Source organism: Paenibacillus sp. RC73 (assembly GCF_044908085.1).
GTDB lineage: Bacteria > Bacillota > Bacilli > Paenibacillales > Paenibacillaceae > Paenibacillus > Paenibacillus terrae_A.
The window spans coordinates 370373-393363 of record NZ_JBIYCV010000004.1; the positions used below are offsets into that span (position 1 = coordinate 370373).

The following is a 22991-nucleotide window of genomic DNA, read 5'->3' on the forward strand; positions in this document are numbered from 1 at the left end:
AATTGAGTAACGGGGCAGTTCAAAATACATTTTTGCGCAAGATCGTCATCATTTCTACCTTGGGTGGCCTGCTGTTCGGATATGACACTGGAGTTATTAACGGTGCGCTTCCTTACATGTCAGCCAAAGATCAGCTTAATCTTACAGCGCTTACACAAGGTTTAGTTGCCAGCGCGCTGCTGTTCGGCGCTGCGTTTGGTGCAGTGTTCGGCGGCAGATTATCCGATTACAACGGTCGCAGAAAAAATATACTGTACCTCGCTATCCTGTTCTTTATCTCCACGCTTGGCTGTACGCTCGCACCGAACATCACGGTGATGATTATATGCCGCTTTATGCTCGGGTTAGCTGTTGGTGGCGCATCCGTAACCGTGCCTTCATATCTGGCGGAAATGTCTCCCGCCGACAGGCGCGGCCGGATCGTCACCCAAAACGAATTAATGATCGTAAGTGGTCAGCTGCTTGCTTTTATTTTCAATGCTATTCTCGGTACAACGATGGGCGAGCATCCACATGTATGGCGTTATATGCTCATCATTGCAGCGCTACCCGCCTTATTCCTGTTCTTCGGTATGCTGCGTGTACCAGAAAGTCCACGCTGGCTTGTATCTAAGGCCAGAAATGATCAGGCTCTGGACGTATTGAAAACAATTCGTAATGAACAGCAGGCATCCAGCGAATTGGTAGAAATCAAAACCAATCTGGCAGAAGAGTCTGATATCCAAAAAGCAGGTTTTAAGGATTTGGCGGTTCCCTGGGTACGTCGTATTTTGCTTATCGGTATTGGTATCGCGGTGGTTCAGCAGATTACAGGCGTGAACTCCATCATGTATTACGGCACCGAAATATTAAAAAATGCGGGGTTTGCAACCCAGGCCGCTCTGATAGGCAACATTGCTAACGGTGCGATTTCCGTACTGGCGACCTTTGTAGGGATATGGCTACTTGGCAAAGTGGGCCGTCGTCCAATGCTCATGACGGGGCTGATCGGGACCACCTCGGCGCTGCTGCTCATTTCCATTTTCTCCAGCACGTTAGCAGGATCACCTGCCCTGCCTTATGTAGTATTGGCATTGACCGTCACGTTCCTTGCTTTCCAACAGGGAGCCATTTCTCCGGTTACCTGGCTGATGCTGTCGGAAATATTCCCGCTTCGTTTGCGTGGCTTTGGTATGGGACTAACCGTTTTCTTCCTTTGGATTGTGAACTTTATTATTGGCTTGTTGTTCCCGGTTTTGCTCGGGGGCTTGGGATTGTCCACAACATTTTACATTTTCGTCGTACTTGGCATTCTCGCAATCCTGTTCGTCAAAAAATTCCTGCCAGAAACGAAAGGGCTTACATTGGAGCAAGTCGAGCATAATTTCCGTAATCACGGCAAACAGCCCGTTGCTGGCAAGCATCTTGAAGAGATCGTGCAAATGAAATAATCGTACAGATGAATTAGAGGAGGAGCAACAACATGACATTAAATATTGGAGTTATTGGAACGGGAGCCATCGGACGCGAGCATATCAGACGAATTACCAACAACCTGTCCGGCGGTAAAATTGTAGCAGTCACAGACGTGAACCCGGAAGCTGCCAAAAGTGCGGTTGAGCAATTCAAGCTGGATGCCGTCGTGTACCCGGATGATAAATCACTGGTTGCTGCATCCGATGTAGATGCGATCATTATTACGAGCTGGGGACCTGCACATGAGGCGAGCGTGCTGGCGGGGATTGCGGCAGGAAAATACGTTTTTTGTGAAAAGCCCCTGGCTACGACAGCCGAAGGCTGCAAAAGCATCGTGGAAGCAGAGATCAAGCATGGCAAGCGACTGGTTCAAGTGGGCTTTATGCGCCGATATGACCGGGGCTACGAGCAATTGAAGCAAGCGATTGACAATCGTTTTATCGGAGAGCCGCTCATGATCCGCGCCGCACACCGGAATCCGGAAGTAGACGATAACTACACGACTGACATGGCGATTACCGATACGCTGATTCACGAAATAGATGTGCTGCACTGGCTCGTCGATGATGATTATACCTCCGTACAGGTCGTATATCCTAAGAAAACGCGCCATGCATCAAGCCATTTGAAGGACCCTCAAATTATTATGCTGGAAACCAAAGGCGGGATCGCTATTCAAGCCGAGGTGTTCGTGAATTGCAAATACGGCTATGACATCCAATGCGAGATTATTGGTGAAGAGGGTGTAGCGAAGCTGCCAGAGGTGCCGGGCATTGTGTACCGCAAGGAAGCTCAACTGGGCGTGGATTTGCTGATGGATTGGAAGCAACGCTTTATAGATGCCTATGACCGGGAGTTGCAGGATTTCATTGATTCGATCAAGGCAACAGGCGAACCGAAAGGCCCAACCTCATGGGACGGCTACATTGCCGCAGTGACAGCCGATGCGTGTGTGAAGGCACAAGCAAGCGGAGTTAAGGAAGCGGTTACAATCGGAGATAAGCCAGCCTTCTACCAAAACGTAGTACATCAATAATCACGAAAACAGGCTTATAGCGAAAAATTTGTGTGTGACTTCATCCGACCCCGTAGCGCCTTAGATGCTCATATGCTTGTCTGGTACAGCTTTTGATGTAAGGCTAAAAAATCATCACAAAAAATGGAGGAATGAAATATGAAATTAGCGTTGGACCCAACCCTGTACAAAAATATCCCGTTGAAAGAAATGGTAGATAAAACGGCGCAATTGGGCTATGACTACATTGAATTGTCACCTCGTGAGGACTTCTGTCCATTTTACAAATATCCCAAGGTCGATAAGGCTCAGATTAAAAATCTGAAAAAGTGGCTAAACGACGCAGGAGTGAAAATTTCATCGTTGCTGCCGCTATATTATTGGGCCGGACCAGACGAAGATCGCCGCGAGGCTGCCGTGCGGAACTGGAAGCGTGCCATTGAAATCGCGGTGGAGCTGGATGTGGACCTGATGAACAGCGAATTTAACGGCTCCAAGTTTAACGCGGATATTTGCGAGGAAAAGTTTATCAAATCCATGGATGAGCTGCTTCCGGTTTTTGAGAGGGAAGGCGTGAAATTGAATCTGCAAGCGCATCCGTATGATTTTATCGAAACCAATCAGGGCGCAGTGGATATGATTCGGGCGCTCGACAAACCTTGGATTAACCTGGTGTATTCCACGGCGCATACCTTTTTCTATGATGATGGGATTGGCGATATTGCGCCCATGTTCGACTATGCAGGCGACCGCCTGACGCATGTACTGTTTGCAGATACATTTAACCACAAAGCTGCTGACGGCCTGCGTTATATCGTCAACCCTCCCGGCGTCGAAGCGACGGTCCATCAGCATTTGAACATTGGCGAGGGAGAAGTGGATTTTGACACCATCTTCCGTAAGTTAAAAGAGATGAAATTCGACGGAATTGCCACCAACTCCGTATTTGCCTGGATGGAAAAGGCAGATGAATCCAGCACCTTTATGCTGAACAAAATCAAAGATGGTTTGGGACTTGCGTCACCGACGAAATGATCAAGGCAATAACCGGAACTTGAAGATATTTTACGAAACGCCTTGGGCAGACCCGTTCGAACTGGGACTACGGTGTTTCCTCATAACAGGAGAGAGGTGCAGACGATGAAGCTATGTTTTAATCAGGCGACGACCCTGCAAAATTCCAATCTGGTGAAGGATTTGGAGCTTTGTGAACAGCACGGCTACGACTACATTGAAATTCGCACGATGGATAAATTACCGGAATACTTGCAGGATCATACGATTGACGATTTGGTAGCGTATTTCAACACTCATCATATTAAGCCGTTGGCGTTCAACGCGTTAGTCTTTTTCAACAATCGTGACGAAGCCGGATATCAGGAAATCATTCGTGAATTTAAAGAAATGCTCGTTACAGGCCAAAAACTGGGGATTCAATACATCGTAGCCGTTCCGCTGGTGACAGAAGAAAAAATACGCAAAGAGGATATTCGTCAAAGCGCTGTGTCTGTTTTGAAAGAGCTGTCGGATTTAGCTGAGCCTTACGGCATCCGTATAGCGGTCGAGTTTGTGGGGCATCCGCAATGTACAGTTAATACATTTGGTCAGGCTTACGATATTGTCGAGGCGGTGGATCGGGCTAATGTTGGGTTGGTGCTGGATTGTTTCCATTTCCATGCGATGGGTTCACGTTTGGAGGATTTGCAAAAGGCGGACGGCTCGAAAATATTTATTTTGCACATTGACGACACCGAGGATTTCCCAATTGGTTTTCTGACCGATGAGGACCGGGTATGGCCGGGACTTGGCGCCATTGATTTGGAGAGCATTTTGTCCACTTTAAAAGGAATTGGCTTCTCGGACGTTGTATCGGTGGAGCTGTTCCGGCCGGAATATTATGAGCTGGATGCCGAGGAAGCCATCCGGACGGCCAAAGAGACAACCATTCAGGCGGTGTCCGGCGTTTATGAGATTCGGCAGGAAGTCAGATAATCGGTCAGATGATCTGGAAATAGAGATACCCGGAAAGGAGGGCCACTATGCCGTTGCCATTCGTGTCCATGAAAGAGATGCTGCTCAAAGCCAAAGACGAGAAATATGCGGTGGGACAGTACAATTTAAACGGTTTACAATGGGCTAAAGCGATTTTACAGGCAGCCGAGGAAGAGCATGCCCCCGTCATTGTGGCTGCTTCCGACAGGCTGGTAGAATATTTGGGAGGCTATCGGACGATTGCAGTGATGGTCAGCGCCTTAATGGAGGAAATGTCGATTACCGTTCCGGTGGCGCTTCATTTGGATCATGGCAGGACGGTAGAGAACTGCAAGCGAGCGATTGATGCCGGGTTCAGCTCGGTGATGATTGACGGTTCTCATGATCCGATTGATGTCAATATAGCGATGACCCGACAAGTCGTAGATTATGCGCGTCCTTATAAGGTCTCTGTGGAAGCAGAGGTCGGTACGGTCGGAGGGATGGAAGACGGGCTGGTGGGCGGAATCCGGTACGCGGATGCACAGGAATGCTCACGCATGGTGCAGGAAACGGGAATTGACGCATTGGCGCCCGCCCTTGGCTCGGTTCACGGGCCGTATCAGGGAGAGCCCAAGCTGGGCTTTGCTGAAATGAAGCATATTTCGGAATTGACGGGCATCCCGCTTGTACTGCATGGTGGTTCCGGCATCCCTGAGCATCAGATTACCAAGGCGATTGAATTGGGCCACGCCAAAATCAACGTCAATACCGAATGCATTCAGGCTTGGGCTAAGGCCGTTCGTAACGTATTAACGAGTGATTCCCATGTCTATGATCCGAAAACAATTCTCACACCGGGTACGGCAGCGATTACTGCTGTGGTCAAAGGGAAGATGCAAGAGTTTGGCACGAGTCATAAGGCAGATGCGCGTTTTACCGTGTAATGCGATTAGAGAACACAGCCTTCAAAGTAATTTCAAAGCTGCTTCCTGTGCGGATTTTACCGTGTAGGGAACGGCTTTTTTTCGTGCGCAAAAAGTAGGCAAAATGTATCGATTTTTATTTTCCATAGTATACAATGTATTTTTATACATTATTAATGAAAGAGGTTTTGTAACGGGATTGCTTTTTACATATGTTTTACTGGGCTTTTCTATAGCACTGCCTGTGGGTACGATTACGGTTGAGATGACGAAACAAGGGCTAAAGAACGGGTTTATGCATGGATGGATTGTGGGCCTTGGAGGAATGAAAGTTAATTTTATTACTAAACGTTGTTCTCTTCATACAAAAATGGGTTGCTCGTAGCTATTTCACCTGGAAATCTGGTATTCTGATTCATGATTTAGGCTTAATGACTATCGTAGCAACTACTCGAAAAGCGATGAATCGAACGGCAATTAAGTGGGTCACGATCAGTGCCGGAGTTGTTTTAATCGGTTTTTCGATGTATTTTTGGTATGAATTTATCATTAGTGTTCAAAAGCTTTTGTAGCAATACAAATCGCCATCCAAGCTCTCAAGCTTGTCATGCCAGTCTGCATAAATCGAACAAGTCCTTCATAGACATGTACTAATTCATTTAAAACATGTGCTGAAGGGGTTGATGATATGCGCCGGATTTCATGGATGCTTGCCATGGTCATGTGTGTAACGCTGCTGCTGGCCGGGTGCGGCAAGAAGAGCGCGGATGATGTGGTTAAGGATTTGAGTGACGTGGTGAGTGACCTGAACAGCTACCACGGTACAGCTTTGATGACGCTGCATACCGGCGACACGCCGCAGGAGTACAAGGTGGACATTTCCTACCGCAAGCCTTCCTATTACCGAATTGCCATGACGAATGAGAAAAAGGATGTTACTCAGATCGTGTTGCGAAATGATGAGGGTGTATTCGTATTGACGCCCAGTCTGAATAAGAGCTTCCGCTTTAAAAGCGATTGGCCGAACAACCAGGGCCAGGTATATTTGTATGAAACGCTGGTTCGCAGTATTATCGGCGATGCTTCACGTCAGCTGGCTTCGGACGATAAATCCTATGTGTTCGATGTAGCGGCAAACTACAACAGCCACGCGCTGGTAAGGCAAAAAATATGGCTGTCCAAAAATAACTATGCACCCACTCAGGTACAGGTATCTGATGCGAATGCGAAGGTAGTTGTGGATTTGAAATTCGATCAATTTGCGTTTGATACGAAGTTCGACAAGGACTCTTTTGATATGGAGCGCAATATGGCTTCTGGAAAAACAGGTAAGGGAAATGAAGGGACGCCTTCGGCCGGAGCAGTGGATTCCAGCGGGCAACTAGATCCTACAGGTACGATTGATGGCACGACTGGCGTAATCTCGGGCGAGCAAGGACAAGTGCAGGGAACAGCAGGAGAGAAGGCACAGCAGCCGTCAGGAGAAGCGTCGATGGATGGAGCTGCCACAGGCGATACGTCAAAACCGGATAGCGCGGACGCGACGGGCAGCACGGATACGGAGGCCAAGCCGGATACAGCGGGCAACACAGAGACGCAGCAGCAAACCCCGGGTGCATCTGATGCAGCAACAGGGACATCGGCAGGCACGGATGCTGCTGAAGCTGTGATGGGTGAGTTCGGCTTGATTGAACCGTCCTATACGCCGGCCGGGGTACAGATTAAGGATACGCCGGAGCTGGAGGACAATGGTACACATGCGGTGATGCTACGGTATAGTGGGACGTATAACTATACGCTAGTGGAGGCGCGTCCGAAAGATCGGGCCGTTTCGCTGGCTGCGGGTGAACTGGTCGATATTGGAGGAAGCTTTGCTGTTCTGACGGGTAGTGAGCAGCAGACGATGACCTGGATGAATGACGGCATAGAGTTCCGTATTACCAGTGCTGACCTGCCCGTGAGCGAAATGATACAAATTGCCGCTTCTATACAGGATCAATCGGGTAAATAAAACTTTATAGACGGATGCAGACGGTTTAGAGTGTATTTTACTCTGCTTCCGCCCGTATCCGTCTTTTGTTCATTCGAGGTCTAGAGGTGTGCACCGCTCGCTTGGGAGTCATGTTCTTTATGGAGGATGCTGGCAAACGCCATCTGCCATTGACAGCCACGTTTCTGAACATTACCATTAACCTTTGGAAGTAAGGATTTTGCCATTTCGAATGGTAAGAGGCTATGTTACAGGCTAACAATTGAAGAAGGTGACTGGATTTTGCAAGCACAATACAGATCGACCCGGGCCGAAATCAACCTGAATCACCTTGGCGCCAACTATGAGGCTTTTCGCAGGGCATTGCCAGCGGATAAGCTGTTGTTGGCTTGTGTCAAGGCTAATGCCTATGGACACGGTGCCGTGGAAATATCAAAGGAATTGGAACGCCTTGGTGCGGATTACTTGAGCGTCGCTTTTCTGGACGAAGCGCTGGAGCTTCGGCAGGCGGGGATCAGACTGCCTATCCTTGTACTCGGTTATACCCTGCCCGAAGCTGTGCAGACGGCTTGGGAGCATGATATTACACTGACTGTGTTCAGTGAAGAAGTGCTGGAGGGTATTCGCAGACTGGACCGCAAAGGAAGCGAACGCAAGCTGAAGGTGCACATCAAAATAGACAGCGGCATGGGACGACTGGGCCTGCTGCCTGGAGAAGAGGCAGTTGCCTTTGTCCGGCAGACTCACCAGTTGGAGCAAGTGCTGCTGGAAGGCATGTACACCCATTTTGCCCGCGCGGATGAACAAGACAAAAGCTATACACTGCAACAGTATAATCGGTTTCAGGGCGTGGCGGAAGCGCTAAGGGAACAAGGCATCACCATTCCCATTATACATACGGGCAACAGCGCGGCCACCATTGATACCCCTGCGCTTTCCCCCAATATGGTGCGGATTGGCATCAGTATTTACGGCCTGTATCCATCTGATGAGGTTAATCGGCAAGCCATTGAGTTGCTGCCTGTATTGTCATTAAAGACGGCAGTGGTTTACACCAAGACGCTCCCTCCCGGCTGGGGGGTTAGCTACGGCACCCGGTACGTGACCACTGAGGAAGAACGAATTGGCACACTGCCGATTGGCTACGCGGATGGATACTCCCGCATGCTGAGTGGGAACATCGAAGTATTGATACGCGGCCGCCGCGTCCCGGTGCTCGGCACCATTTGCATGGATCAGTGTATGGTATCCTTACAATCTTTCGCAGAGGATGCGGAAGAAATTCAAATCGGCGAAGAGGTTGTTCTCATCGGCCAGCAGTCCGGCGAAACGATTGCGGCGGATGAGCTGGCATCCAAGCTGGGTACCATCCACTATGAGGTGATCTGCATGATCGCACACAGGGTGCCGCGTGTTTATACACGGGGAGATACTCCTGTCGTTCGAGTGAATTCGCTTCTTCCAACCCGCTGGGATTAATTTCATGACGCAAATTACCGGATAAAAGCAGGAGTTTTCGCAGAACGTCCCGAAATATGTACAAAGGAAAGAAAAGAGCGCTGTAACTGTCAAAACGACGCATCAGGCTCCGCTGACACTTGTATTTCGGGGATCAAACGCCTGTACGAAAACGAACTGCGTAGTTTATAATGGAATACAGCATAGATGATATACGAATATCATATACATTCTCTTGTATTCCGTTTGAATAAATTACCGGGAATAACGTTATAATGGTACAATGGCGACAAGGTTTTGGGGGTGGAAGAGAAGTTGGCCAATTTGCAGAACACCAAAAGAATAATGATCAGTTTGCCGGATCATCTCTTGCAGGAAGTGGACGGGATCGTAGCCATGGAAAATTCCAACCGTAGTGAATTTATCAGGCAGGCCATGAAGCTGTATGTGGGCGAACGTAAGAAACGTTACATTCGTGAAGCCATGCAGCGTGGTTATATGGAGATGGCTAAAATTAACTTGACCATGGCCTCCGAAGCCTTTCATGCGGAGGAAGATGCAAACAGCACCTTGGGCCGTACAGTTAGCGGGGTGTAATCCATATTGATCGTAAAGCGCGGCGACGTTTTTTTTGCAGACCTTTCACCCGTAGTCGGTTCCGAGCAAGGTGGCGTCAGACCTGTGCTGATCATCCAAAATGATATCGGCAATCGGTTCAGTCCCACCGTGATTGTGGCGGCCATCACCGCCCAGATTCAAAAGGCGAAGCTACCCACACACGTGGAAATCGACGCGGCGACGCATGGCTTTGATCGCGATTCTGTCGTTCTTCTGGAGCAAATTCGGACGATTGACAAGCAAAGGCTTACCGACAAAATCACCCATTTGGATGAAGAAACCATGCGCAAAGTGAGCGATTCGCTACAAATCAGTCTTGGTTTGATTGATTTTTAGGCATTTTTGGAACGACGAGTGAAACGGGAAAAGGGCAGCGCGTGGGCGCTGTCCTTTTGCGTGTCCGATGAAAAATGCAGGCTGGGCCTGGCCTCATCGTTACGTGCTGGCGCTTTGATTCTTTTTTTGTGATAATGAAAGACATGATGAAAGACAAGAGTTGTAAGGAAGAAGGGATAGCTTTGTCTAACGAGGAAACGAAGATGGAAGTCCGGCAGGAGCCGAACGAAGCAGAACGCCAGGAGCGGATTGTCAAACAAGTGGCGAGAGAGCTGTCGCTGGCACTCAAGCAAATCCGGACGACGATCAGTTTGCTGGATGAAGGGAATACGATTCCTTTTATCGCACGATACCGTAAGGAAATGACTGGGGAACTGGATGAAAATCAGCTGCGTGAAATTGAAGATCGTGTGCTGTATTTACGTAATTTGGAGGACCGCAAGGTAGAGGTCATTCGCATTATTGATGAGCAGGGCAAGCTGACAGAAGACCTTCAGGCTGCCATCACTGCTGCGGTTAAGCTTCAGGAAGTGGAGGACCTGTACCGTCCATATCGGCAAAAGCGCAAAACCCGCGCGAGTGTGGCGAAGGAACGGGGGCTGGAGCCGTTGTCCATCTGGATCTGGAGTCAGCCGAAGCAGGGTGATGCTCTGAAGGAAGCTGAGTCCTATGTGAATGCGGAACTGGGAGTGGACAGCGCTGAGGCGGCAATACAAGGAGCTTTGGACATTTTAGCGGAAAATATAGCGGACGACGCGGGTATTCGCCAATGGGTGCGTCGATATACACTGGATCATGGCATGCTAACCTCCGAAGCGAAGGATGCAGAGCAAGAGTCTGTCTACGAGAATTACTACAGCTATCGTGAGCTGGCTAAGAAAATGCCGCCTCATCGTATTTTGGCGATTAATCGCGGAGAGCGTGAAGGCATTCTCAAGGTCGGACTGGAGGTAGCGCCCGATTCGATTCACAATTACGTCGCAGGTCAAGTGATTAAAGGCTCATCCGCCGTGGAAGAGCTGCTGCGCAACGTCATTGAGGATGCATATAAAAGGCTCATCGCACCCTCTATTGAGCGTGAGGTGCGCGCTGAAATGACAGAGAAGGGCGAGCAGCAGGCCATCTCTATCTTTGCGGGCAATTTGCGGAGCCTGCTGTTACAGGCCCCGATCAAGGGCCGCCGTGTGCTCGGTGTCGATCCGGCGTTTCGGACAGGCTGCAAACTGGCGGTCGTAGATGATACGGGCAAGCTGCTGGAAGTCGCGGTGACGTATCCGACACCGCCGAACAACAAAAAGCGTGAGGCTGCCGAGAAATTCAAGCAGCTCATTGCCAAATACAGCATTGAGCTGATCGTCATCGGTAACGGAACGGCTTCGCGTGAAACAGAGCAATTCGTGGCTGAAGTCATCGCAGATATTGGCGACAGCAGCCTGGCGTACCTGATCGTCAATGAGGCAGGCGCGAGCGTTTATTCCGCCTCCAAGCTGGCGCAGGAGGAGTTCCCGGATCTGGACGTGGCTGAGCGCAGCGCGGCATCCATTGCACGTCGTGTGCAGGACCCGTTGGCCGAGCTGGTCAAGATTGAGCCGAAGGCCATTGGTGTAGGCCAGTACCAGCATGATGTGTCACAGAAGCATCTGGATGAAAGCTTGAAGGATGTTGTTGAATCGGCAGTTAACCATGTCGGTGTGGATGTGAATACCGCTTCCTCGGCATTACTGTCCTATGTAGCGGGCATTAACTCGACAATTGCCAAAAATATCGTGAAATACCGTGAGGAAAACGGCAAATTCAACAACCGTCGTCAGTTGCAAAAGGTACCGCGTCTTGGCGCGAAAACCTACGAGCAATCGGTTGGTTTTATCCGTATACCGGGTGGAGAAAATCCGCTGGACCGCACGCCGATTCACCCTGAATCGTATGCTGTCGTAGACCGCCTGTTGGCTGAACTGGGCATCAGCGCCCACGATCTGGGCACCAAGGCTGCGACGGAAGCGCTGAACGTGTCCAGCATTGACGAACTGGCCGCGAAGCTGAAAGTCGGCGTGCCGACGTTGAAGGATATTCTGGACAGCCTCCAGCGTCCGGGCCGCGACCCGCGTGACGAGCTGCCGTTGCCTGTATTCCGTAAGGATGTGCTCAAGATCGAGGATCTGGCACCGGGCATGGAGCTTCAGGGAACCGTCCGCAATGTAATTGATTTCGGTGCGTTCGTCGATATCGGCATCAAGAGTGATGGATTGGTTCATATTTCGCAGCTGCGCAGCGGCTTCGTCAAGCATCCGATGGATGTCGTATCCGTTGGTGATAACGTAACCGTGTGGGTGCTGAATGTAGACTTGAAAAAAGGCAGGGTCGGTCTGACGATGAAAGCTCCGGCAGAAGCGCAATCGCAGGCATAATACTCTACAAATCCGTATAACCGCCTTTAGGGTATAACAAAAGCCGGAATCTCCGAACCACTTCGGAGATTCCGGCCTTCATTTTTTACTGCCCTGAACTTCTACCCATTGTTGGCATCAAACTCTACACCCGGTGCTTTATGATAAAAAAACCAACAGTCATTCAACAGTTTGATCTGGCGCCGGTCCTTTTTGTAAAAGGCCCGCATAAGCTGGTTGCTGAGCCATTGAGGCAAGCCAATCTCCTCCTCTGCGTTACATCTGTATGTTTAGCATATGGGGTGGGTGCCTAAAGTGTGCTTATCAATTGAATGGCTTATGAATTGAGGGTTAGACTTTGGACGCTATTTTGTAATATGCTTGGCAGTATGGAGCAAAGGAGGGGATTGGGGAAGGATGGAGTCCAAGTCCATAAGCAATTCCATGAGCGAGGAAGAGCTTCAGGAATGGGTGGAGCACATTTCAATGGAGAGTTTTGGCGTACCGTTTCGCCATCGTGCCAGCTTTAATTCGCGTCTGTCTTCCACAGGCGGTCGATATTTTATGAAAAGCCATCATATTGAAATTAATCCGCATCAGCTTGCAGCCTACGGGCGGCCCGAGGTGGAAAAAATTATTAAGCATGAGCTGTGCCATTATCATTTGCATTTGCGCGGGATGGGCTACCAGCACCGAGATGCGGATTTCAAAGCATGGTTGGCCCGTGTAGGAGGGAGCAGGCATTGCCAAACTCTACCGGGGAGAGCGGAACGGAAGCCGCAGCCCTATCGCTACAAGCTGGTGTGCGCCTCATGTAGTCAGGAATACTTACGGAAGCGTAAAATGAACCCGCAGCGTTACCGCTGCGGCAAATGCGGAGGTAAACTTCGTCTGCTGGCACTTGACGGCACCCCCTGAATCATGGTAAATTAAATATACTGTATGATAATTTACAGTAATGTTCCCTGATAGCTCAGTTGGTAGAGCACTCGACTGTTAATCGAGTTGTCACAGGTTCGAGTCCTGTTCGGGGAGCCATGGAGAGGTACCCAAGTGGCTATAAGGGGACCCTCTGCTAAGGGGTTAGGCTGCGAAAGCGGTGCGAGGGTTCGAATCCCTCTCTCTCCGTTGGTTTTTCAAATCAGAAAAAGGACGCTTGTATGCATCGGATGATGCTTGCGAGCGTCTTTTTTTGTCTATATTCGATTCTGAAAATAACGATGATCTAAAAAGTGGCACAGCATGTGAATTTTTAGTTTAAAAGGTCGGCTTCGTAAGTTGATCCAGTATATTTAGGAGAGTATGAGCTACGCCATTCTCTACATTGGTCAGGGTAACTTCAGAGCAGACGGCCTTAATGTCGTCATTTGCATTGCCCATAGCGATGCCTTTACCTACCATTGTCAGCATGGAAATATCGTTATAGCTGTCTCCTACCGCTGCGGCTTCCTCCATGGGAATACTCAAATAATCTGCCAGATAACGTAGTGCGTTTCCTTTGGAAGCATCCTTATGCTCGACTTCGAAGTTGCGGTCTGAGGAAATGACCATGTTCAGGCCGGGAAAATCCCGGTAACGCTCACGACCCCGGTTCAGCTTGGTTTGATCAAAGGAGAAGCACAGCACGTTATAAATCTCTACATCCAGCGGAATGTCTTCATACGAGGGGATACGGGTATGTCCGGTCTGTTCATATTGTTTTTCGGCTGCATGTAACAGAGCATCCAGCGAAATATCCGGATTGGCGCTTAACAGGCGATCCATTTCAACAGCCAGTAGCTGATGACCGTTTTGTGGAGAATAAATAGCGCGGTCTGTCATGACCTCATAATAAAAATCGTTTTCGCGCAGCCAGCTAAGCACTTCAAACGTTTCATTCCGGTCCATAGGCGTAGAGGTTAGCTGGCGACGCTGTGCATCGTGTACGGTCGCGCCGTTTGCCCCGATGACGGGGGTGACAAGTCCTGCTTCCTCCAGCTTGATCCAGGCATCATAAGCGGCTCTGCCCGTGGCAATGGTTACCTGAATATCTTGCTGCTGTGCCTTGCGGATTGAGTCCGCGTTCACCTTACTTATTTTTCCTTCGTCGTTTAGCAGAGTTCCATCCAAATCAATCGCAAACAGTTTCATTTCTCCATCTCCTGTCTTCTTCTTTATGTCTCATGCAACTTCTTCCTTTACGGAACAATAATTTCAACATCATGACGGCGAAAAACATCCAGCATGGCCGGGTCTGGCAAGCGGTCGGTGATAACGATATCCACCTCGTATAAATCGGCAAAGCGGTAAGAAAGGTTTTTGCCGAATTTGGAGTGATCCGCAAGAATGATCACCTGATCGGCCTGTTTCATCATTTGGTGCTTGAGCATACCGTCCTCTTCATGATTAATGCTCAGTCCATGGAGAGAAATGCCCCCGACCCCAACAAAAGCTTTGTCTACAAAATAGCGGGACAGGGTAGCGATGGCGGAGGAACCGTAGACAAAACGGTGCTCCTTTTGCAAGCGTCCGCCGAGCAGATGAATGGAAACGCCGTCCTTTTCGGAAAGAACATCAGCCTGATTGATCGAATTGGTAATGACCGAGCACTCCTGTACATGGAGTCTTTCGGCACATGCCTGCACAGTGGTGGAGGAGTCGAGTATGATGCGATTTCCGTCACGAACCATATTGGCAGCTATTTGTCCGATAATTTGTTTTTCTGCGGATACGGTGAGCAGTCTCTCTTTATAGTTTCTGGTTAATTCATGATCCAGTGTAGGCAGAAGGGCACCGCCACGGGTTCGAATAATCTTCTGGTGCTCCTCTAGCTTTACCAGATCCCGGCGGGCCGTATCTCGTGATACATTAAAAAATTCACAAATATCATCCACCGAAATACGCTTGTGAAGCTGTAGGTAATCCACAATTTTTAGCATCCGTTCTTCTTGATACATACAAAGCTCCTTGTGTTCAAAATGATTTCGGTATTATGTAAGTGATTATAAGTAAAGTTAAGTTATTTTGCAATATAATCTCTTTTTATGCTTCTGATTAATGTGAAAAGAGCAAATTTACGTAAGTGAAAATGCGGTTTAATTTTCGGTAAACTACTTGTTTTAAATTTTTTTAAATAAGTATTGCCATTCATTCTTCTATTTGATATACTCTTTCTTGTCGCCAAGTTGGTGTTTAAAAATGCGGCCCGTTGGTCAAGCGGTTAAGACACCTCCCTTTCACGGAGGTAACAGGGGTTCGATTCCCCTACGGGTCATTGTTGTCTTTATGGACTACATGTTATATGCTTAAGGGAAATTCCTGAAGTCTGATGGCGGACATCTTGGATGAACAGCATGAGCCATTAGCTCAGTTGGTAGAGCACCTGACTTTTAATCAGGGTGTCGAAGGTTCGAGTCCTTCATGGCTCACCATTTATATTTTATTATGCGGTCGTGGTGGAATGGCAGACACGCTATCTTGAGGGGGTAGTGAGCGTATGCTCGTGGAGGTTCGAGTCCTCTCGACCGCATCAATGAATAAACGGAAAAGTCTCTGGTAGTAGAGGCTTTTTTTTGTTTGTGCAGTAATGTAATAAAGTAATTATTATGAAGAAATAATGATTCCATAGTATAATATAAAGCCATAATGTTATAGAATGATAAGTATAAACTGATGAAGTGATGGTGAAAAATATGGACACTCAACTGTTAGGGAATATATCAGAAAATATTTTGGGCTTGTTTCCAATGGTGAAGAAGAAATTTTTCACCTACGGTCCGCTCGATTTCCCATTACATTTGTCGCCTAATAACTTTCAGGCATTACTGTTGCTGCGAGAAGTGCGTTTGTCTACGGTATCTGATTTGTCCAAACTACTTAATGTCTCACGCCCGAACATGACTCCTCTGCTGGACAAGCTGGTGGAGCTTGGGTTGGCTGACCGCCAGTCGTGTGACTCGGATCGCAGAGTCGTGAACGTGGCGATTACAGAAGAAGGCGATGCTTTTTGTGAACAGGTATTTCATACCTTTTCCAATAAAATTCAAGAGAGACTGGTGCTTCTGCCAGAAGAAGATTTATCACACTTGAGTGAAACTTTGAACGAATTGAAGCAGATTCTACTTAAAATTGACAACTATAATTTGTAATGGGTGTACACGAGCTGACTGAGGGCCGCCATTTTCTTCGGAAAATAGGCGGTTTTTGTTGCATATTGTGGTATAATGAAAGCCAACATACATAATTCGGCAATTTTGGCACACGTGATCTTTGAAATGGGAACAGGGGACATGATATGGTTATTTGAGAGTCTGCTGGGGAGGAAGGAACTTCTATGCAATCTATTTACCAACGTATTGAAGAACTTATCAAGGAACGTGGAATGACAAAAAAAGCGTTCTGCGAGCAGTTGGGTATTAGTACAGGGAACTTTGGGGACTGGAAAAGAGGAAAAACGACGCCAGGCACGAATAAGCTCATTGAAATCGCTTCGTTTTTTAATGCCAGTCTGGATTGGATCATGTTGGGGCGCAATGTGCAGGGTGAGGCGCTGAGGGAGTCGAGAGACCCTTATTTTTTTGGAGTTTCAGGGCAACTGGATTGCCAGGGGGAATCGCTTAGCGAGGTGGAAAAGGATTTTATACTTGAGTATATTGAATTTACCCGCTTTCGTAAAGAGAAAAGGCAGGAAGGTTCCACTACGGAATAATCGGGTGCGGAATATTAAAGTAATGATAACCGAATAAGTATGGTTGAAATTTTGGGAATAGTTCAAGAAAAAGTTAGGGTGTCGGAGGGGATAATTTTGGGAGACCAAACGATTTATCAGCGAATTGAAGCCTTGATTAAGGATCGGGGAATGACGAAGAAGGCGTTTTGTGAAAAGCTCAAAATCAGCTCGGGTAATCTTGGAGACTGGAGAAGAGGTAAAACAACGCCGGGAACGATGCATTTAATCCAGATTTCGGACTTTTTTAATGTATCGCTGGATTGGTTAATGAAAGGCGTCAAACCGGGTGAGGGTGTACTTCAGGAGCAGAAGGCTGCTTATTTTTTTGGAGTGATGGGGCCATTGAATTGCCAGGCAGAGGATCTGGATACAGAAGAACAGAATTTCATATTAGAATATGTGGAATTTGCGAAATATCGTAAGCAAAAAGGTGAGAATGACAAAACACAGCCTGAATGATCTTCTCGCTAAAGATCACTCAGGTTGAAAACCCGTAAAACGGACCGACGGGTTCGATTGACGAGTTTATTTGGGTTGCCGATGTTATAGCGTGCCGCATGCTTGGGGGACGCTCACATCGTTGGTTTCAGAGTGGTGATGCCTCCTTATAATCGTTATCGTCGATGTTGAGGATTGCAGCAACTTGTTTTCTGTACCTTTGTGCTTTGCGGGTGCCGTGAATCAGATTGGACAAGCGTGAAGGCGGGATGTTATGCGTTTCACAAAATGTTTTCTGATCCAGCCGAAGTTCGACAAGCCTTTGTTTGATGGCCCACCCTAAGGAGGTGACAGGCATTTTGTTGTTCAAGTGAAATCGCCCCTTACGGATTCTTGCGGAATAATTGGTGTGTTATAATAATCATCAGTAAACATGTTAGAATTAACCATCTAAAACTATGATACACGTTTATACGTGTTTTTACAATCTAAAATACGTAATTCAGATAAAAATATAACTTAATTAAGTGATGGATGTCTGGATAATCCATCTGGAGCCTGTTAATTGTGCGAAATTGCAGTTGTATTCTGGATAAAAAGAGCACTCTGCCACTGGAAAAAGTGGTGGGAGTGCTTTTGTCGTTGGTACTGGATTGGTGAAAACAGGCATCAGGGGGATGCTGTAGGCGTATAATGGGGCCGGACAAAGGAATCAGTGAATTTCACCCGCGCTGGTGGTTGCTGCTCATATAGGGTGGCTGAGCAATGTAGGAGCTGGACCAATGCCTATGCAGAAGGCCACGCTGAAATGCGGTTGGCTCAGACTCTGGGGTGTTGAATTGTTTCCATGCGGTTAGAAGCTCGTTGGTCATTCGCTGAATAACAGGATTCTTTTCCTCATAAGGGGGATTAAGCAGCTTGGAAGCATCTTCGACACAGAAGGACACTGCTGCGGCAAGGTAGCCGTGAATGGTCTGCTCTACATCATTTCCAAGGGAAACGTTAATCCAACTATGAACGGTTGCAAGTGTACCAATCGCATTGTATTGGATGAGTGTAGCTTCGAGTTGGTCGAATTCAAGCCAAGGGTACAAGGCTTTGGCGAGCTTAAGCAGGCGTTGGCCGGATAGGCGTGACTCTTTCACGTGTTGTAGGGAAGAGCGCTGGGCGTGCAGCATTTTATCAATGAGGGCGATACGCCAACCATCATTTTGCTGAACGGCAATATAAAGGCTTTTGATAGCCATGCCATCGAGGGATGTGAACTGAGGAAGCAGATCAGTGCGTGCATAGTGTTCCAGGTCTTGTAAACAGGTTAAGCGGCCATTGCGAAACAGCTCCTCCAGCCCGTAGGAACGAGTGAAGCCACCGACAGGCAGGGAAGGGTCCAACAGCAATGCGTAGTTCAGCAAACGATTGCCTTTGTGCAATGCGGTTCGCCTCCTTGGAGTAGAATGTTTATGTTATATTAAATGACTTTAAAAATGAATTCAGAAAAAATTTAGAGATATTATGTAATATATATTTACACTCATAGTGTTGATATGTCAAATTAAATATTTTTATAGCTTTTATATGTTAGATTATTTGACATAAAAATAATTATTGTATTTATGTTTACAAATAGAATGCAAGGGAGTATAATAAATCTGTTGCCTCAAAACATTAGAATTTGCGGTCGTGGTGGAATGGCAGACACGCTATCTTGAGGGGGTAGTGGGCGTACGCCCGTGGAGGTTCGAGTCCTCTCGACCGCATTACATGCAAGACACAGTTAAAAAAGCATCCTGACACGTTTTTGACGTGATTGGCTGCTTTTTTTGTTATATAAGCCGAACTAAAATATCCCTTTTTCCTAGCCACAGGAGCAGCCGTTTGGATTGGCTGCTTGTGAACAGGGATGGACCTGTCAGCTTTGTTGCAAGAGCTTCTCGATATCCCCCGCCAATTTATCCGGAGTTGTCTGTGGGGCATAGCGCTTAAATACGTTACCTTCGCGTGTAATCAAAAATTTAGTAAAATTCCATTTGATTGCTTTGGAGCCTAATACGCCCGGAGCTGTTTGGGTGAGGTAGCGGAATAAAGGGTGCGCCTGATCGCCATTGACATCTATTTTGGCAAACATCGGAAATGTAACTCCATAGTTGATCTGGCAAAACTCCGAAATTTCCTCGCTGGAACCCGGCTCTTGCTTGGCAAACTGGTTGCTGGGAAACCCTAAGATTTCAAGACCCCGCTCATGGTATTGGTCATATAGCTCTTGTAGCGCCTTGTATTGGGGGGTTAGCCCGCATTTGCTGGCTGTATTCACGATGAGCAGTACTTTTCCTTCGTATGTGGACAACGGAATTTCTTTCCCTTGCAGGGTTTGTGCATCATGTTCATAAACGGTCATGGTTTTCCTCCTAATTTGATATTCTACAATTAAATTGTAAGCAATTTAACGAAGAGTTGCAAGTCTATAAATAGATGTAATGCGCCGTCTGCTGCTGTAAAATCGTATTTTGTCCAAAACGGCAAATGGCACTGCAAATGGGGCAAATAGCGGTGTTTCTCATGGTAAAAACAGGTTCAATCGGCGTTTATCAGGTACATACAGCACTTTTCCTTTCTCTTTTACAAAAAAAGGACAAAAAATGCTCCCCATACGCCAATATTGACATGCCTCTTCATTTTCGAAAAGGGATGAAAAACCGAGATTGAAGGAGCTGGGAGAAGGATATTTGTGTTGTAAACGCTATTATTAATCTTTTATGCTCCAAAGACCGATTTATAACCCCGCAGGTGAGCTTTACAGTGTTCCTTGCGCGGGTGTATGATTCAAGACGTAATTTCAAATTAAGTGAATGAAGCAGCAACGAATTGTCTATAGCGCTGAATTTTGCAGTTGCAAAAGCGGGGGAACCAAACGAGATCTATGCGGCTTTTAAAGGGCCGAGTGTCTCAAGGGGTGAATTTTCTGGCCAAGTGTCAGAAATAGGGCGACTCTCACGTCCGAATCCGACAGCTAACCTCGTAAGCGTACAGGGAGAGGCAACAAACCGCCGTGTGCAGCCATGGTTTATTTTATCATGGTTACGTAAGAAGCCGGAGGAAAGCCTTTTTCCTTTGGCTTCTTTTTGTTGTCTTTTTATACCGGGAGAGGAGCTACTGATGGAAGGTCGGCTAATCATTGTCACTGCACCGAATGAAACGGGCAGAAATTTTGTGAAATTGCTTATGTTCAAAAAACTGGCGTTTGCGGTTCTTACGAATAGCGCTCAGGAGGAACGACAGCTCAAAAAAATGGGTGTGGAGCATATTGTGCGCATCAATACGATGCAAGCGGGGAAATGGAATTTTCCCAAAAAAGAAATTGGCTGCGTGTATTTGTTCGAGAACAGCTTGAATCTGACGTGCCGTTTTCTGCAAATATGCCGGCCGCTGACATCAGATTCGATCTATGTCATTACACACGGCTGTAATCCTCAAGGGATTTATCGAGGTTTGGGAGCGGACCATGTGATCTACACTTTGAATGGAGAGGTGGGTTTCCTGCTGAACGGATAGTCGCTTACGATATGGCTAATATAAATTAAAATTTTCAAAGTAATTGTATGTTGATTTTACGAGGGTGTAAGAATAACGATCTGAGGACAGATACGGGAGGGTATGAACATGATGGATATATACATGCTGCTCGTGATGGCTGCGAGTTATGGAGTGATACTGCTGTTTGTACGCTGGTGTGATGCACAGACCTCCAAAGGAGGGCGAAAAGGATGATGGTTGTGCTTACGCTTACGGCTATTGTGTTTGTGTATTTAATCTACGCACTCCTGAATCCTGAAAAGTTCTAATCAGCTAAACAGGATCAAGCGGGCGGGGAACAGCAGATCATGGATGAAGCATCAGAGGCAGCGGGCTTTCGCAAACGTGTGCAACGCCTGGTGCTACGAACCCGTCTGTTATTCCAAACGCAGGAGCATTTTGGAGGAGGGAATAGATGATGGAGCTGCTGCAAATTGGAATTGTGATTGTGATATTGCTGCTCTTGGTGAAACCAGTGGGCACCTATATGTATCATGTATTCTCAAATGAACCGAATCGGACGGACCGAGTGTTTGGCGGGACGGAGAAGCTGATTTACAAGGTTATAGGATTGAAAAAGCTGGAGAGCATGCGTTGGACCACGTATGTGATGAGCTTTATCGCTACGAATGTCGTGCTTGTGGCGATCAGCTATGTGCTACTGCGCTTGCAGGGACTGCTCCCCGGTAATCCGGCTGGAAACGACAATATGGAAGCGTCACTGGCTTTTAATACAGTGATCAGCTTTATGACCAATACGAATCTCCAGCATTACAGCGGAGAAAGTGGACTTACGTATATGACGCAGATGGCGTTCGTTACGATGATGATGTTTACTTCGGCTGCTTCCGGTTTTGCGGTTGCTGCGGCTTTTATGAGAGGATTGACGCGGCGCGGTGAAGGAATGGGCAACTTTTTTCAGGATTTTATCAAAGCAATTATACGGATTTTTCTTCCGTTGGCCTTTGTGCTTACGCTGGTGCTGGTCGGACTGAAAGTACCGCAGACGCTTCAGCCTACGGCGGATATCACGACGATGAGTGGAACACAGCAACAGATTGCCTTGGGACCCGTTGCTTCGATGGAATCGATCAAGCACTTGGGGACGAACGGGGGCGGTTTCGATGGGGCCAACTCGGCGCATCCTTTTGAAAATCCAAGTCCCTGGACGAATGTGCTGGAAATTTTGGCGATGTGGGTGATGCCAGCTTCTCTGCCGTATACCTTTGGGCTGTTCGCTCGTAATCGCAAGCAGGGGTGGATTATTTTTAGCTCCATGATGGTACTGTTTCTCGTATTCCTATCTATTACGTACGTGTCAGAGAAAACGGGTAATCCGCTGATTCAGGCACTGGGGGTGGATGCTTCTCAGGGAAGCATGGAAGGGAAAGAGGTCCGCTTCGGCATCGGACAATCGGCACTGTTCACGGCGGTAACGACGGCGGCTACGACAGGTTCGGTCAATAATATGCACGATACACTGACCCCGCTGGGCGGTATGGCTGCTTTGGGTGAAATGATGCTGAACGTCATTTTCGGCGGTAAGGGTGTCGGGCTGATGAATATGCTGATGTACGCGATTCTGGGTGTATTTATATGTGGATTGATGGTCGGCAGGACCCCGGAATTTATGGGCAGGAAGATTGAAGGCAAGGAAATGAAGCTGATCGCAATTGCCATTTTGGTACATCCGTTTCTCATTTTGGTGCCGACTGCGCTCGCTTTTATGAGTCATTGGGGATACGATGCGGTCACAAACCCCGGATATCACGGGTTGACTCAGGTGTTATATGAATATGCGTCATCTGCGGCTAATAACGGTTCGGGATTTGAGGGGCTTGCGGATAACAACGTATTCTGGAACGCGACAACGGGTATCGTTATGTTCTTCGGACGATATGTATCGATTGTTGCACTGTTAGCTGTAGCAGCTTCATTGAATGCCAAAGCACCGACTCCAGTGACGACAGGCACACTTCGTACGGACAACAAGCTGTTTGGGGCGATTCTGATCGGGGTTGTGCTGCTGATTGGTGCGTTGACCTTCTTGCCCGTCATCGTATTGGGGCCTGTGGCTGAATTTTTGACCATGTGAAGAAGATGAACATGAAGAAGAAATTGA

24 protein-coding genes, 6 tRNA genes, 1 pseudogene and 1 riboswitch are annotated in these 22991 nt (G+C 47.7%); of the genes and pseudogenes, 25 read left to right on the forward strand and 6 right to left on the reverse strand.

The genetic code is table 11. From position 1 onward, the window contains the following. Nucleotides 1-2: 2 nt before the first annotated feature. The 11 genes and pseudogenes from ABH897_RS11725 to ABH897_RS11775 all read left to right on the forward strand — a co-directional run bounded on the left by ABH897_RS11725 (nt 3) and on the right by ABH897_RS11775 (nt 12174). Nucleotides 3-1430 carry a sugar porter family MFS transporter gene (locus ABH897_RS11725; RefSeq protein ID WP_283655056.1) on the forward strand — a complete coding sequence of 476 codons (1428 nt, stop codon included), beginning with the start codon at nt 3-5 and terminating at the stop codon, nt 1428-1430. 32 nt (nt 1431-1462) lie between these two features. Next, entirely contained in the window at nt 1463-2491 is a 1029-nt protein-coding gene (gene iolG / locus ABH897_RS11730; RefSeq protein ID WP_283655057.1) for a bifunctional inositol 2-dehydrogenase/D-chiro-inositol 1-dehydrogenase, read from the forward strand. A 138-nt stretch (nt 2492-2629) separates the two neighbouring features. Then, nucleotides 2630-3505 (forward strand): sugar phosphate isomerase/epimerase family protein, encoded by an 876-nt coding sequence (locus ABH897_RS11735; protein ID WP_192510392.1) that lies wholly within the window; start codon nt 2630-2632, stop codon nt 3503-3505. A gap of 105 nt (nt 3506-3610) precedes the next feature. Beyond that, nucleotides 3611-4462, forward strand: a complete 852-nt coding sequence (gene iolI / locus ABH897_RS11740; protein WP_283655058.1) for a 2-keto-myo-inositol isomerase — start codon at nt 3611-3613, stop codon at nt 4460-4462. 53 nt (nt 4463-4515) lie between these two features. Then, a complete protein-coding gene (gene fba / locus ABH897_RS11745) occupies nt 4516-5388 on the forward strand; it encodes a class II fructose-1,6-bisphosphate aldolase (RefSeq protein ID WP_349361956.1) in 873 nt (290 codons plus the stop codon). A 244-nt stretch (nt 5389-5632) separates the two neighbouring features. Continuing rightward, nucleotides 5633-5939, forward strand: a pseudogene (locus ABH897_RS11750) (hypothetical protein). Between the two features lie 116 nt (nt 5940-6055). Next, nucleotides 6056-7378: a LolA family protein gene (locus ABH897_RS11755; RefSeq protein ID WP_283655060.1), complete on the forward strand. Its 1323-nt coding sequence runs from the start codon at nt 6056-6058 to the stop codon at nt 7376-7378. Between the two features lie 261 nt (nt 7379-7639). Continuing rightward, nucleotides 7640-8836, forward strand: coding sequence for an alanine racemase (gene alr, locus ABH897_RS11760; protein ID WP_283655061.1), 1197 nt, complete (start codon nt 7640-7642; stop codon nt 8834-8836). 294 nt (nt 8837-9130) lie between these two features. Next, nucleotides 9131-9412, forward strand: a complete 282-nt coding sequence (locus ABH897_RS11765; RefSeq protein ID WP_007429334.1) for a CopG family ribbon-helix-helix protein — start codon at nt 9131-9133, stop codon at nt 9410-9412. Nucleotides 9413-9418: 6 nt separating this feature from the next. Further along, complete coding sequence (locus ABH897_RS11770) at nt 9419-9769, forward strand: type II toxin-antitoxin system PemK/MazF family toxin (protein ID WP_007429335.1); 351 nt, start codon at nt 9419-9421, stop codon at nt 9767-9769. Nucleotides 9770-9951: 182 nt separating this feature from the next. Next, on the forward strand, nt 9952-12174 hold the full coding sequence (locus tag ABH897_RS11775; RefSeq protein ID WP_283655062.1) for a Tex family protein: 2223 nt from the start codon (nt 9952-9954) through the stop codon (nt 12172-12174). Between the two features lie 101 nt (nt 12175-12275). Here the strand turns inward: ABH897_RS11775 and cmpA are convergent, their stop codons facing one another. Further along, nucleotides 12276-12410: a cortex morphogenetic protein CmpA gene (cmpA, locus tag ABH897_RS11780; protein WP_007429337.1), complete on the reverse strand. Its 135-nt coding sequence runs from the start codon at nt 12408-12410 to the stop codon at nt 12276-12278. Nucleotides 12411-12570: 160 nt separating this feature from the next. On the opposite strand from cmpA, the gene ABH897_RS11785 reads away from it, so the two are divergent. From ABH897_RS11785 to ABH897_RS11795, 3 genes are all read left to right on the forward strand, one after another. Next, a complete protein-coding gene (locus tag ABH897_RS11785) occupies nt 12571-13071 on the forward strand; it encodes a SprT family protein (RefSeq protein ID WP_283655063.1) in 501 nt (166 codons plus the stop codon). 44 nt (nt 13072-13115) lie between these two features. Continuing rightward, a tRNA-Asn gene (locus ABH897_RS11790) sits at nt 13116-13191 on the forward strand. Between the two features lies 1 nt (nt 13192). Next, nucleotides 13193-13281: transfer RNA gene (locus ABH897_RS11795), tRNA-Ser, on the forward strand. A gap of 129 nt (nt 13282-13410) precedes the next feature. Here ABH897_RS11795 and ABH897_RS11800 read toward each other — a convergent pair. Together ABH897_RS11800 and ABH897_RS11805 are read right to left on the reverse strand one after the other, a co-directional pair. Next, complete coding sequence (locus tag ABH897_RS11800) at nt 13411-14283, reverse strand: Cof-type HAD-IIB family hydrolase (RefSeq protein ID WP_283655064.1); 873 nt, start codon at nt 14281-14283, stop codon at nt 13411-13413. 47 nt (nt 14284-14330) lie between these two features. After that, nucleotides 14331-15089 carry a DeoR/GlpR family DNA-binding transcription regulator gene (locus ABH897_RS11805; protein WP_044644752.1) on the reverse strand — a complete coding sequence of 253 codons (759 nt, stop codon included), beginning with the start codon at nt 15087-15089 and terminating at the stop codon, nt 14331-14333. A 245-nt stretch (nt 15090-15334) separates the two neighbouring features. Between ABH897_RS11805 and ABH897_RS11810 the strand changes: the two genes are divergently transcribed. The 6 genes from ABH897_RS11810 (at nt 15335) to ABH897_RS11835 (ending at nt 17320) form a co-directional block, all read left to right on the forward strand. Then, a tRNA-Glu gene (locus tag ABH897_RS11810) sits at nt 15335-15406 on the forward strand. An 81-nt stretch (nt 15407-15487) separates the two neighbouring features. Continuing rightward, a tRNA-Lys gene (locus tag ABH897_RS11815) sits at nt 15488-15563 on the forward strand. Nucleotides 15564-15578: 15 nt separating this feature from the next. After that, a tRNA-Leu gene (locus ABH897_RS11820) sits at nt 15579-15661 on the forward strand. A 163-nt stretch (nt 15662-15824) separates the two neighbouring features. Continuing rightward, nucleotides 15825-16280, forward strand: a complete 456-nt coding sequence (locus ABH897_RS11825; protein WP_283655065.1) for a MarR family winged helix-turn-helix transcriptional regulator — start codon at nt 15825-15827, stop codon at nt 16278-16280. Nucleotides 16281-16465: 185 nt separating this feature from the next. Then, nucleotides 16466-16840, forward strand: coding sequence for a helix-turn-helix domain-containing protein (locus ABH897_RS11830; RefSeq protein ID WP_283655066.1), 375 nt, complete (start codon nt 16466-16468; stop codon nt 16838-16840). Nucleotides 16841-16936: 96 nt separating this feature from the next. Then, nucleotides 16937-17320 carry a helix-turn-helix domain-containing protein gene (locus ABH897_RS11835; RefSeq protein ID WP_014280376.1) on the forward strand — a complete coding sequence of 128 codons (384 nt, stop codon included), beginning with the start codon at nt 16937-16939 and terminating at the stop codon, nt 17318-17320. 127 nt (nt 17321-17447) lie between these two features. On the opposite strand, the gene ABH897_RS11840 is transcribed toward ABH897_RS11835, so the two are convergent. Together ABH897_RS11840 and ABH897_RS11845 are read right to left on the reverse strand one after the other, a co-directional pair. After that, entirely contained in the window at nt 17448-17669 is a 222-nt protein-coding gene (locus tag ABH897_RS11840; protein WP_134910706.1) for an XRE family transcriptional regulator, read from the reverse strand. 352 nt (nt 17670-18021) lie between these two features. Continuing rightward, a complete protein-coding gene (locus ABH897_RS11845; RefSeq protein WP_349361957.1) occupies nt 18022-18711 on the reverse strand; it encodes an urease accessory protein UreF in 690 nt (229 codons plus the stop codon). Between the two features lie 262 nt (nt 18712-18973). Here ABH897_RS11845 and ABH897_RS11850 point away from each other — a divergent pair. Beyond that, nucleotides 18974-19056: transfer RNA gene (locus tag ABH897_RS11850), tRNA-Leu, on the forward strand. A gap of 152 nt (nt 19057-19208) precedes the next feature. Here ABH897_RS11850 and ABH897_RS11855 read toward each other — a convergent pair. After that, on the reverse strand, nt 19209-19694 hold the full coding sequence (locus ABH897_RS11855) for a glutathione peroxidase (protein ID WP_283655068.1): 486 nt from the start codon (nt 19692-19694) through the stop codon (nt 19209-19211). Nucleotides 19695-19819: 125 nt separating this feature from the next. Between ABH897_RS11855 and ABH897_RS11860 the strand changes: the two genes are divergently transcribed. The 4 genes from ABH897_RS11860 (at nt 19820) to kdpA (ending at nt 22964) form a co-directional block, all read left to right on the forward strand. Further along, complete coding sequence (locus ABH897_RS11860) at nt 19820-20002, forward strand: hypothetical protein (protein ID WP_404529652.1); 183 nt, start codon at nt 19820-19822, stop codon at nt 20000-20002. 159 nt (nt 20003-20161) lie between these two features. Then, a riboswitch (cyclic di-AMP (ydaO/yuaA leader) is annotated at nt 20162-20337 on the forward strand. 115 nt (nt 20338-20452) lie between these two features. Continuing rightward, nucleotides 20453-20848 carry a hypothetical protein gene (locus tag ABH897_RS11865; RefSeq protein WP_283655069.1) on the forward strand — a complete coding sequence of 132 codons (396 nt, stop codon included), beginning with the start codon at nt 20453-20455 and terminating at the stop codon, nt 20846-20848. A gap of 215 nt (nt 20849-21063) precedes the next feature. Further along, the gene (gene kdpF / locus ABH897_RS11870; RefSeq protein WP_223264321.1) at nt 21064-21138 is read left to right on the forward strand and encodes a K(+)-transporting ATPase subunit F; all 75 of its coding nucleotides are present in this window, start codon (nt 21064-21066) and stop codon (nt 21136-21138) included. A gap of 149 nt (nt 21139-21287) precedes the next feature. Continuing rightward, entirely contained in the window at nt 21288-22964 is a 1677-nt protein-coding gene (gene kdpA, locus ABH897_RS11875) for a potassium-transporting ATPase subunit KdpA (protein WP_283657988.1), read from the forward strand. Nucleotides 22965-22991 lie beyond the last annotated feature (27 nt).